Raw genomic sequence first — 12,076 nt, forward strand, 5'->3', positions numbered from 1 at the left:
GCACACCGGAAGGCTCACTTTGAGGGCTCTCCCCCATCTCTGGCCCTGGGGAACGCCCTGCCGCGCACAGGAGCTTCCACAAAGAGCTTCTCGAACTGCTCGACCAGCGTGCTCACCGAGTCGCGTGGGATCTCGCCGTCCTCGGGACCGTCCGGCAGGGAGGTTCGGGAGACCGGCGGAGCCGTATCCCCCTCGCTGATCCAGTAGTGCAGAGCCTCCGTGTCCGGACCGTCGTCCGGGGCGAGCACGTCGTACATCAGCGTGCTACCGGCGACGTTGATGGCGGTGGCGAGTGCGTTGACCTCGCGGCCCGTGGTGACGATGCCCTGTTCGATGAGTCGGGTCACCGCTCGGGCGGTAGGCCGATGGTCGATGACGTCGAGCCGCAGCACCGTGTTGAGAACATCCTGGTTGCGGCACGCGGTGACGGCAGGCCGGTAGTCCTCGCCGTCCCGGAACAGCTCGGCCGCCCACCACAAACGCGCGAACGACTGTTTGTAGTGCGGGCCGCAGAAGCGGTCGGCCGTGACCGCCGCCTTTCCGTCGCCCTTGCTTCGCGGAAGGTGGCGCCAGACCACGTAGTCGGGAGCGATCACCAGTGCGACGAAGTTCCACAGAGCGGTTTCCGCGGCCTCCGCACGTGTCAGCCGGAGTGTGGCGTGCAGCCGCGGAGCGAGCCAGGCGTCGGCATGGGTGCGATCCTCAGTGTGCAATCGCATCGCGTCCTCGAAAAGTTCACGCAAGGGCCGGGTACTCCACCGCGAGTCGGGCTTGTCAATGAGTTCGGAAGTACGGGAGAGAGCCACCAGCGGTGGATCCTCCTGGCCGGTGAGCACACCCCGGGTGAGGTTCTTGGTGGCCACGGCATCACGCAGAAGACCGAGACGCTCGGGAAGGTCGTCGATGTCGCGACTCATCAGGAAGTCCCCTCGTCGGAGCGGTCGAGTACACGAATGGCAGTGCCCAGACTCTTGGCGACTCTCGCCCTGCGGGACGCCGCGTACTGGATGCGCGACTGAAGCTCGCTCCATCCGACGCTTTCCGCGCGCCGCGAGTGAATCTCCCACAGCGCGTCGGCCGCAGACACATCGGGCAATACGTCGGGCAGCATGGTGCGCAGCACCGAGTCGCGCCAATCGGAAGGCCATTGGGGCGCGCCGTCCTCGTCCGTCTCCAGATCACTCACCGCCGCATGGAACATCGCTGTCCAGGTGTCGGTGGCGATCTGCGCGGCGAGCACGCCGCGTACGGCCTTTTCCGTCGGACTGCCATTGGAGTTGAGAAGCTCGACGACGCCTTCGAAACCGGTGTTGAGGTGCACGGTGGGCATCTCACCGGAGGTCTCCACCAGCCAGGGCGCGTCCTTGAACGGGCGGAGCCAGTCCTCCTCGCCGTCGCGGAAATCGGTTTCGTTGAACCTGATCTCCCGCTGGCGTACGGGAGCGCGAGCGACCAGGTCGACGATCCAGTTGTCTTCGGAGCTTCCGATGACACGGCCGGCCACGCCGTCCACCGTGGCGACGACGTTCACCGACAACTCCGCCCTGTTGCGGTAGGAGTCGCGGGCGAGCGTGACACCGCCGCCCCAACCACCGCCGGATGTACGGTGCAGGTGCGTCACCGTACGGGCATTGGTGGCGCCTTCGGTGAGGACGGCGACGCAGGTGACGTCTTCCCACCGATTCGAGCCCAACTCGGCTTCCGGGAGGTCGGCACGCAGTTCCAGACGGGCCTCGTCCCAGGCCCGCCGCTCGGCCTGGTGGACGGCGACGACCCGTTCCTGCTGGGAGATCATTTCCAACGGCAGTTCCCGCCCGTCCAACTTGGCGGCCGTGACCTTGAACGTCACCTCACCGACGAGAGTTGCGTACGGCACCAGGATTTTCATACCGCTTCCCCCCTTGCCTTCTGGAGATCGATGATCAGGCGTGCCATGCCGGCGGCCACCGGGTGGCTCTCGACATCAGTGACGCCGCTGAAGGAGGCGGTGCGTACACCGGGCTCGAAGTGAAGGTGTCCGTTCTCCACACGGCAGTTCTCCCCGGCGACCAGTTCGGACCACCGCACGGTGGGCTTGCCACCGGAGCGGACATCGAATTTCGCCACCGGGGTCATCAGCCAGGGGTCCTCGCGCTGAGGCAGTCTCACCTCGACCTGGACCCGCCAGGCACCGGACGAGATCAGTTCGCCGTCGACGTTGCGGACTGTCGGATGGTTGCCCGCACGCCTACCGGGTCCGCCGCTCCCGTCGAGCCGCAGCAGTTCGCGCAATATGGTCGGGCCGCCCCGGGACTTCTCCTCCCGTCGGGCCACCAACTGCCTGACGACGACGTTCATGTCGCGGCGGAAGTCGAGAATCCGTTGGCGTGCCCCGCGTGCGTAGCGGGAGGCAAGCTCCTCCGTTTTGGTCCAGTCGTTGTGCTCGGGAGGTTCGGAGGCACGCAGAAAGGCCTCAGCGAGATCCGCGTCGTCCGTGGCGCTGCCGGTGGCACGGCCCGCGAGCAGGACGGCCTGGAAGGGGTTGGTGCCCAACGGCAGGTCCGGGACGCGTCGGGTGCTGATGGTCATACGGCTGCCGCGCATGCACACCAGGTGGTTGGGCTTGCCGTCCCTGTCATCGGCGGGAGTCACCAGCAGCACGGCGCGGTGTGCGGTCGTGGTGCCCTTCTCTCCTCGCAGCGGCGGCACGGTGAGCGGCACATGGGCGAGGACGACCTGGTCGAGGCCGGCGAGTCGATCGACAGTCCTGCCGTCCAGGTACGCCTTCAGGGCACGGGAGCGTGCGGGCTCGAAGGCGTGAGGGTCGACCCGTTCCTCCTTGATCAGTACCTGTCCGTTGCGGAGGGTGGTGACCGAGGCATCCAGAAGGGCGGCGGAGGACTCGCCGTAGGTCATGGCCGCCCAGAAGTTCTCCGCCAGCGAGCGGACGAGCTTCTCGTGCATGTCCTGGACGGTCTCGGCGTCGCCAGCCGCGTCGTGCGCGCCGACGACAAGGAAGGACGTACCCGGGCCGGTGCCGGTCCGGGTGAGGTGCAGCCGATCGGTGGTCGCTTCGTCCGCCCACCAGGAGCGGGCCACACCCTCGTACTCGGGTTCGGTGTCCTCCTCGCCCAGCCAGGCCGGACCCGCGAACGCCTCGCCGTTCACCTCGCGCCAGGGCAGGTCCAGCCGGCCGATCACCCGTCGCTCGGTACGACCTTCATGGGGCTCGCAGAGAGTGCTGTTGATCAGAACGAGACCGAGTCGACTCGTCGCCCACAGCGTGACCTTGCCCAGTCCGTACGAACCACTCGCGTGCCTCTTGCTCTTGTGGCTGTCCAGCTGACGCCGTACCACTGCGGCGAACCTGCCGTCCTCGTATTCGGGGCCGGTGAGGCCGGAGGCGTTGTAGTCGTCCACCCGCAGCAGAAGCAGAGTGTCCGTCTCGCGCAGCTCTCGCAGTCCCTCCGCGATCGTCCGGCCGACCTTCTGCTCCTGGGCAGCGGCCGCCTCGTAGTGCGGCAGCAGTTCCTTCCAGCGCAGGGCGTCCAGGAAGTTCCGCAGGTGTTCTCCACTCAACTCGTGCAGGACGTACCGGACGCGGACGGGGTCGGAGTCGAGGTGACGTTCGTCGAGGCTGTTCTGCGTGGCCTCCCGAGCGAGCACGGAGACATCGGCGTCGAAGGCGAAGGCCGCGGCGTTTCCGAACTCCCGACCGCCGTCGGCATGGGCGGGACGGTGGTACCAGACGACGGGACGTTCGGATGGAGCGTCTGCGGTACGCAGGTGCACCGTCGCCTCGTCCGTGCCGAGGACCTCCGCGATCGCTCGCTTCTTCTCCTCACGCGGTTCGGCCCGGCCGGTGATCCAGGCCGACACACCGGCACGGGTGACACCGAGTGCCTCGGCCAGCTCGGCCTGGGTCATGCCGCGACGCCGCAGCTGGCGCGACAGCCACACGCCGAAGTTCTCGGTCTGCTTGTCCTTCGCTTCCACCGGTCCTCCTTCGCGGGTACCAGCAGCATACAAGGGAAATTTGACGCGCACCTCAGGGGGATAATTTTGTTTGCCAACCCCGCCCTGGGTCTTCCCTATGCGGGGGCAGGGCTGATGGCTGAACCCCGGTGACGGTGCAGCCCCGCTTGAGGAGATGGCGGCCCCCGCGCGCATGGAACCCCCGGGTCTTTGCGGCGGTGCTGCGCTCGCCGGGGAGCGGCGCAGAACCTCGAGTGAGGCGGGAAAAGGTATTTCGGGTGACTAATCGGGCGAATCGAAGTTTTCTGGAGGGCGGCATGTGTGTATGTCCCCATGTGGCTGTGGTGCACCTTTAGGGCGCTGCGGTTGGACATGTAGCCCGCAGGGTTCCTCCGGGAACTCTGCGGGCCGTCACGGTCTCCGAAGGTCCAAGGAGGTTTCGGTGCAGGGGAGTTGAGGAGTCGTGGTGAAGCGGGTAGGGTTTCTCTGGCCTCTCGTGGAGGCGGTGGGGGTTTTCAAAGAAAAACTTCCCACATAAGGGGACAAGTGTGCCTCCAGTACCCCTGGAGCGGGCACCTGTATTGGCGTGCGGAAGCTGCCGCGCTATTCCCTGACGATCGAGGTGGAAGATCGCCGATTTTCGCTCCTGCAATATCCCGAGATTTCTCGCCAAATGACTTGCCCGGTGCTTGGGAGGCGCGGTAAAACGGTGATGAAAATACGAGCAAGCTCCTCAGGAGATATATGCCCAGGTGCTACCCCGAAGGTTTCAGGCTCGCGGTTGCGATGTTTGCCTCTGCGGATGTCGCTCCGATTCCCGAGATCGCGGCCGCGTGCGGAGTCCCGGAGTCCACGGTCAGGAGTTGGGAGCGGCAGTACCGCCTCATGCACGAGGGGCGTTCCGTGTCGAGTCCCGGTCGACGTGCGTGTCGGGTGAGGCGGGTTGAGGGAAGGCATCCTGCCCGATACTGCAGGACATCCCGATCCCGGAACTGCCGTCACCGGCGCTGCCAGGGCGGCGGGAGGGCGTGACCAAAATTAGCTGATTGAGGGAAAAATCCTCGAAGGGGGCGTTTAAGCGTCAAGGGGGGACCTGTTCTGGTCCCGGGTGGGTATGGCAGGATTCACCACACTCTTGGTGCCAGGAATCTCCACCAGGGTTCGGGTTGTTCTGAGAGCGGGGTCTCATTTTTTCGGTGGGTGGTACGTGGTTCGATTCTTGGATTTACCGCCCACTTGGGAGCCGGCGACTGCAAGTGGGGTCGCCGGCCCGTCCCGTCGTGAACCATTCCTCTGATCCGGCTCCGAGGGTGTGCGGAAGCCAGAAGGGCTTGATTTTCTGGACTCTGGGGTTCGGAGTGCGGTTGTTCCGCGGTCAAGGTGGTAACAACATAAAGATCAGATCAATATTTACCTGACTTGGAGTCAGGAAGGACTCATGGGGATATATTCGGGGGTCCCCCACGCTGCCCTCGCTCGTTCACCATCGCATCAGGAGCCAGCAGCACGATGAGCAGTGCCATGTCCGAGGCCACGGACGTCATCGAGACCGTCCTTGCCCAGTCCCGCCGCATTCTAGAGGTGTACCGAGCCGATCCCGGCCACGTGCAGGAGCATGCGAACAACGAGCGCCGTATCACCCAGGGCGGGTACGGCGAGCGCCAGATCTACGAGCTGGTGCAGAACGGCGCGGACGAGAACCAGAGCCACGCCGGCGGGGGGCGCATCCATGTCCTGCTCACCGATACGCACCTGTACTGCGCCAATACCGGGAATCCAGTCTCGCCCGAGGGGGCCGACACCATCTTGCGGATGGCCGTGTCCCGGAAGCGGGGTGGGCAGATCGGCCGCTTCGGCGTCGGGGTGAAGTCCGTGCTCAGCGTCACTGACACTCCGCGCTTCTACAGCACCTCGGGCTGCTTCGGCTTCGACAAGGCATGGTCCGCCGCACGTATCCGGGAAGTCGTGCCTCAGCTCTCGGAGAGGGACGAGACTCCGGTGCTGCGCATGGCTCAACCTCTGGACCTGGCCGATGGGCGTGCACAGGATTCCGTGCTGGACGAACTGATGGAGTGGGCTTCCACCACGGTCGTGCTGCCGTTGCACAACGGCGCTGAACAGCGTCTGGGGAGGGATCTCCGTAACTTCCCGGCGCACTTCATGCTGTTCTCGCCCCACGTCGCCTCGGTCGTCCTGGAGGACCGCAGGAAGGGACACCTGCTACAGAGGGTGTTGCAACAAACTACGCGCGGCACCGAGCACCGGGTCATCGAGGAGAACAACGGCGAGCGGAGGCGCAACGAGCGGTGGGATGTCTTCCACCTCGACCACCAGCCATCCACCGAGGCGCAGAAGACGGCGGGTGAGCTGCACGAGCGTCCAGTGATCAGGATTTCCTGGGCAGTCCCCGGCAAGGGGGCCGAGGCACGGAAGAAGAGGGGGAGCTTCTGGGCCTTCTTCCCCACCCACTACGACACCACGCTCACCGGGATCCTCAACGCGCCCTGGAAAACCCCCGAGGATCGGCAGAACCTGACCAAGAGCGACTTCAACGCCGAACTCGTCCGAGCGGCCGCAGAATTGATTGTCGCCTCGTTGCCGCGTCTGGTGGAGGCCGATGACCCCGGCTCCTACCTGACCCTGCTCACCGCGCGTGGCCGCGAGGCCTCCCAGTGGGGCGACGAGATGCTCAGCAGGGAAGTGCTCCGTGTCGCCTCCCGCGAGCCGTCGCTGCCCGATCAGCGTGGTGCCCTGCGCAAGCCCGAGGAACTTCGCCTGCATCCCGAGGGGCTCCGGGAAAACTGGCTGGAACTGTGGGCCGAGTACCCCGGCAGCCCGATCAACTGGTGTCACCACTCTACGGAGAGCCGGGAGCGGCGCTCCCGTGTCCGCGACATCATGGAACTCGCCGGTGTACGCCCGGCCTCCGTCGTCGAGTGGCTGGACGCCTTGGTCGCGGACCGCACCCCTGCGGCCTCGGCCCTGGCACTGCGCATCGTCGCCGACATGGAGGCCGTCGGGTCGGAGCACGCCGCCGAGGCAGTCACTGCATCCATTCTGCTCACCGAACGAGGTGATCTGGTGGCGCCGACCCGCGGCAGGATCTACCGGCGCAGCGCGGTCGACGGCGGTGGCCTGCGGGACGACATGACCTATGTGCACCCGGACGTCGTCGCGGATGGCCGGGCGCGGCACGCGCTGGAGGCACTGGGTATCCCGGAGGCGGATGCCGAGGGGCGCCTCAAGGCCGTTCTGGACCTCGGCTTCGGGCGGTACGGCAACGCCGAGTGGGAGGACTTCTGGCAGTTGACGCGACATGCGGGCGGAGGCCGCGCCGCCGTGGTGATCAAAGCCAAGATCGAGAAGCCCGGTCGGACCATCAAGGTCCGTACGGCCGACGGCGTGTTCCGACCGATCCGTGACGCCTTTCTCGGCGGCCCAGTGGTGCCAGCCGACGGGACCAGGGACCGCGAGCTTCTCATCGACCCCGTTTTCCACCGCGCCGATACCAGCTTGTTGCGGGATCTCGGTGCCACCGACCGACCCGTCCCCGACTGCGATCCGCGCGAAGACGACTGGTTCGAGGAGTACCGCGACAGGATTTACAGGGCGTACCTCCGGAGCTTGCCGAGCGACGCACGCCGCCCCAACTTCAAGACCGTCAAGGTGGACGGCGCCAACCCAGCCGGCCCTCTCCATCTGTTGCCCAGGTTGTCCAGGGAGGGGCGCGCCGCGTTCGTTCAGAACCTGCCCCGCCACGGCCTGGTGCACAACTGGACTCTGCAGGTGGGGGCCAACCGCAATACTCAGGAGTCGGTGCGATCCCCGATCGTATGGATGTTGCGGCAGGAAGGAGTGGTGCCCACCTCACTCGGTATCCGTAGGCCGAGTGGGTGCGTCAGCCCGGAACTCCGGGTGGACCGCAAGTTGCTACCCGTGGCCGATGTCGACCTGGAGACGGCTCGTGCTCTCCGTCTGACTGCGGCCTTCGAATCAGTGCCGCAGGCTCTGTGGGCGGAACTCATCAGCCGCGTACTCGGAAGCCAGGACGCCGGTTTCGTCGGCAGTGCCTATGCCTTGCTGACCCGCTTTGACGTCGGGGAGATCCCGTGGCCGGACGACACCCTCACCCGTTGCCAGGTGGGCGAGGAATGGGCCACTCGGCCCGACGAGGAGATCGCGGTCACCGCGGATCCCGAGCAGTACCGCATCCTCCTGAGGGAGAAGGTGCCTGCCATGCTGGTGCCCACCGCCGAGGACGCGGAACGGATGGTCGACGAGTGGCCGCTGCGGGCTCCGTCCGAACTGCTCCAGGAGGAACTCACCTTCGTCGAGCTGGGTACTCCGACACAGCTCACCGACCTCTACCCGCGGCTGCGGCAAAGGCTTCCGCACGGCACCGACTGGCAGCTGGTGCACTGCTCCGACCTGGCCAAGGTGGTGCGTACACCGGAGGGGCGGAGGGAGGAGCCGCTCACCGAGGCCCGGGAGGGCGACACCGTTCTGCTGTGCGGGCCGGACGGTGAGCTGGACGTGCTGTGCGCTGTGGACCGCGTCCTGGAACTGCGGCTGGGCGAGTCCGGCTGTCGGGCTCTGCTGCAGCAGCAGGAGAAGGACAAGGAAGGCGAACGCTTCCTCAAGGTCCGCCGGGAGCCCGACCCCGCACGCAAGCTGCTGCTGGCACTGGGCGCCGAAAGGCTCCGAGAGGAACTTCCCCCCGGACTGCTGATCGCCGACGAGGAGCTGAACGGCGAGGCGCCAGACGACCTGCGGATCGCCCAACTGGTCATCGCCACCCATGGAGAGGAGGTGCTGCGCCAGCTCGCCCCGGCCCTGGTGAAGGTGGGCTTCGACGCACCGCAGCGGTGGGCCGGCGGGCACGCCGCCCGGGCCTTCGTGAAGACGTACGGGTTCCCGGCCGCCTGGGCCGGCGACCAGGAGACGGGACAGGCACCGCCGCCGTTCGAGACCGTAGCGGGGCCGCGCAAGCCGCTGCCGCTGCACCCGTACCAGATGCGCCTGGTCGCCAACATGTACCAGCACCTGGTGCAGACGGGCGAGAAGCGGGCCATGCTGCAGATCCCCACCGGCGCGGGTAAGACGCGTATCGCGGTGGAGGCGACCGTCCAGGCGATCGCCGACGGCGTCGTCGAGGGACCGATCCTGTGGATCGCCCAGAGCGCCGAACTCTGTGAGCAGGCCATTGAGACGTGGAAGTTCGTGTGGTCCCAGACGGGACCGGATCAGAGCCTGCGGATCAGCCGTATGTGGGGCGGCATGGCGGCGGAGCCGGCCCCCGGCGGCCCGCAGGTCGTGGTGGCGATCGACGACACCCTCTCCCGCCACATAGCCACCGAGCAGTACGCCTGGCTGCGCGAGGCCTACGCGGTCATCGTTGACGAAGCTCACTTCGCCGTGCCGAAGACGTACACCAGGATTCTGGATGCGCTCGGCATCGACCAGTACCGGACATCGCGGCACCTCGTCGGACTCACCGCCACGGCGTTCCGCGGCAGCAGCGAGGAGGAGACCAGACGACTGGCGGCTCGGTTCGGGCACAAACGACTGGACCACGGCGTCTTCGAAGGGGACGACCCCTACCCGCATCTCCAGGAACTCGGGGTGCTCTCCCAGGTGGAACAGCGTGTGCTCCCCGGTGGTAAGTACACCCTCTCTCCGGAGCAGATCGCACAGGTCACCAACAGCAACAGCATGACACTGCCCGCCGCCGTGACCGCACGGCTGGCACAGGACGTCAATCGTACGAAGCGCATCATCGAGGAGATCGAGCGGCTGCCGCAGCACTGGCCCGTGCTGGTCTTCGCCACCTCGGTCGAGCACGCCCACGTGCTGTCCGCGCTGCTCAATGAGAGCGGTATCGCTGCCGCCTCCGTGGACTCCAAGACACCCACCGGTATCCGGAACCGGCGCATCGACGCCTTCCGCAAGGGAAAGATCCAGGTCCTCACCAACTACAACGTGCTCACCCAGGGGTTCGACGCCCCGGCGGTCCGGGCGGTGGTCGTGGCCCGGCCCACTTTCAGCCCGAACACCTACATTCAGATGATCGGGCGCGGCCTGCGCGGTCCCCTCAACGGCGGCAAGGAGAGCTGCCTGATCCTCAACGTCAAGGACAATATCGAGAACTTCGGCAGGGACCTCGCCTACACCGAGTTCGAGTACCTGTGGAAGGGGAACGCGTGACCGCCGGTCCGTACTTGGACAGCCCGCCGCTGACCGACGAGCAGCGCGCGGTGGTGAAACAGTCGGCGGACGCCATGGTGCTGGTCACCGCCGGCGCGGGCGCCGGGAAGACGCATACGCTGGTACGCCGCATCGAGGCCCTGGTGGCCGATGAGGGGTTGGCCACCGGCGATGTCCTGGTACTCACCTTCTCCCGCGCCGCGGTCCGTGAGCTGCGGGAACGACTGTCGCGACACGGGGACCGATCCCGGCATGTCCGGGTGACCACCTTCGACTCATGGGCCCTGGAAATCCTCAGCGAGGTCGCGGCGGACATCGACTGGAGGACACGTTCCTTCGACGAGCGAATCCGGGAGGCCACGGAGGTGGTGGCCGACGAGAGGCGAGCTCCGGAATGGCTCGACGAACTGCGGCACGTCGTGATCGACGAGGTGCAGGATCTGGTCGGTGACCGCCGCGAGCTGGTCGAGGTGCTGCTGGAGTCCTACGACTGCGGCTTCACCATCGTCGGTGACCCGGCTCAGGCGATTTACAGTTACCAGGTCGCCGACCCGGACGAGCGCGCGATCGAGACCAACCGCTTCTTCGACTGGCTCCGCATCACCTTCGTGGACGACCTGGTCGAAATTTCGCTCACCCGGAACTTTCGGGCGTCCACCGACGAGGCGCGCTCGGCGCTGTCCTTCGAGAGCGTGATGCGTGAGTGCTCGACCCTCGCCGAGGCGGAGCAGGCCTACGAGGAACTGCGGCTGGAACTGGCGGCGCGAATGGATTTCGGTGACATAGGTGTGCCCTTCATCAGGGACTCCCTGTGTGTCACCGACACCACCACGGCCGTACTGTGCCGCACGAACGGAGAGGCATTGCTGGTCTCCGAATGGCTGCACGGTGCGGGTATCCCACACCAGGTGCGTCGTGCGGCCCAGGACCGTGCGGTCCCGGCGTGGTTGAGCGAGCTAATGCACGCCAATCCGGGAACCCTGACCTTGACCAGGCGGCGTTTCGACGAACTGTATCCCTCGCTCGTCGGCGCCGGCGAGGAGAAGGAGCGCGAGCGTGTGTGGCGCCTGCTGTGCGTCAGTACCCGGGAACGAGCGGGACGCTCCGTCGACCTGTCACGTCTGCGTGATGCCATCTCCGTCGGAAGACTGCCGGACGAACTGACCGCCCAGCCTGCGCACCCCTTCGTGATCTCCACCTTCCACCGTGCCAAAGGGCTGGAGTTCGACCGTGTCCTCGTGGTGGATCCCGGGCAGATCAGTGTGGAGGAGGGGGACCTGTCCGTTGACGTGGCCGATCGCGCACGTGCGCTGTATGTGGCCATGACCCGCTCCCGCAGGGAGCTGTACCGGCTGGATCTTCCGCGGAACGTCCGCCCCGATCGCGGTGGGTTCCGGTTGGTCCGTAAGGACCGGAGGACGGACCGGTGGGCGCGCTTCGGGTATCAGCACTGGAAGCGTTCAGGACTGGAACTCCTCGGGGGGGACATCCACTCCCACCACCCGGCAGGCAGCTACCAGATCGAGGGTGATCCTGTGTCCCTGCAGGACCATCTCCACTCCCGGACCGCTCCGGGCGATCCGGTGACCCTGGAACGGATCGACGACGTGCCCGAGGATCACGAGAAGCGAGTCGGTCCCGGTTATGCGTTGTTCCACGGAGACCGCGCGATCGGTGTGGTGTCGGAGAAGTTCCGCCATGACCTCTACCGCCACATGCAGCAGTCCAGGACCTATCAGCCCCGGAGCTGGCCCCGCCGCATCACGGACCTGCGCATCGACACAGTGGAGACAGTCGTGGGCGAGCGCGGAGCCGCCGTCCATGCAGGCCTCGGCGAGCTCGGCGTGTGGCTTGCCCCTCGCCCGGTCGGTCTCGGCCGCTTCCACTACGACAGCGCGGAAACGGAAAGGGACTGAGA

The 12,076-nt window shown here is 66.4% G+C and carries 6 protein-coding genes; 3 read left to right on the forward strand and 3 right to left on the reverse strand.

Annotated features, from left to right (window positions below; translation table 11 throughout):
- Window positions 1-14 precede the first annotated feature (14 nt).
- From QC029_RS22430 to QC029_RS22440, 3 genes are read right to left on the reverse strand one after another with little or no spacing between them, the layout of a single operon-like run.
- Complete coding sequence (locus QC029_RS22430; protein WP_279557548.1) at window positions 15-917, reverse strand: DUF6339 family protein; 903 nt, start codon at window positions 915-917, stop codon at window positions 15-17.
- Complete coding sequence (locus tag QC029_RS22435; protein ID WP_279557549.1) at window positions 917-1,888, reverse strand: hypothetical protein; 972 nt, start codon at window positions 1,886-1,888, stop codon at window positions 917-919. The genes QC029_RS22430 and QC029_RS22435 overlap by 1 nt, the downstream gene beginning before the upstream one ends.
- Window positions 1,885-3,975, reverse strand: a complete 2,091-nt coding sequence (locus tag QC029_RS22440; protein WP_279557550.1) for a helix-turn-helix transcriptional regulator — start codon at window positions 3,973-3,975, stop codon at window positions 1,885-1,887. Before QC029_RS22440 ends, QC029_RS22435 begins: the two co-directional genes overlap by 4 nt.
- 723 nt (window positions 3,976-4,698) lie before the next feature.
- Between QC029_RS22440 and QC029_RS31230 the strand changes: the two genes are divergently transcribed.
- The 3 genes from QC029_RS31230 to QC029_RS22450 all read left to right on the forward strand — a co-directional run bounded on the left by QC029_RS31230 (window position 4,699) and on the right by QC029_RS22450 (window position 12,074).
- Entirely contained in the window at window positions 4,699-4,986 is a 288-nt protein-coding gene (locus tag QC029_RS31230) for a helix-turn-helix domain-containing protein (RefSeq protein ID WP_369281321.1), read from the forward strand.
- 477 nt (window positions 4,987-5,463) lie between these two features.
- Complete coding sequence (locus QC029_RS22445; protein WP_279557551.1) at window positions 5,464-10,158, forward strand: DEAD/DEAH box helicase; 4,695 nt, start codon at window positions 5,464-5,466, stop codon at window positions 10,156-10,158.
- A complete protein-coding gene (locus tag QC029_RS22450; RefSeq protein ID WP_279557552.1) occupies window positions 10,155-12,074 on the forward strand; it encodes an ATP-dependent helicase in 1,920 nt (639 codons plus the stop codon). Before QC029_RS22445 ends, QC029_RS22450 begins: the two co-directional genes overlap by 4 nt.
- The last annotated feature ends 2 nt before the right edge of the window (window positions 12,075-12,076 follow it).

Origin of the sequence: Streptomyces sp. DH37 (assembly GCF_029813835.1) — a bacterium.
GTDB lineage: Bacteria > Actinomycetota > Actinomycetes > Streptomycetales > Streptomycetaceae > Streptomyces.

Bases quoted from the DNA above. Each gene is read 5' to 3' on its own strand.
- QC029_RS22435 (WP_279557549.1), bottom strand. From the start codon at position 1,888: ATGAAAATCCTGGTGCCGTACGCAACTCTCGTCGGTGAGGTGACGTTC.
- QC029_RS22430 (WP_279557548.1), bottom strand. From the start codon at position 917: ATGAGTCGCGACATCGACGACCTTCCCGAGCGTCTCGGTCTTCTGCGT.
- QC029_RS22445 (WP_279557551.1), top strand. From the start codon at position 5,464: ATGAGCAGTGCCATGTCCGAGGCCACGGACGTCATCGAGACCGTCCTT.
- QC029_RS31230 (WP_369281321.1), top strand. From the start codon at position 4,699: ATGCCCAGGTGCTACCCCGAAGGTTTCAGGCTCGCGGTTGCGATGTTT.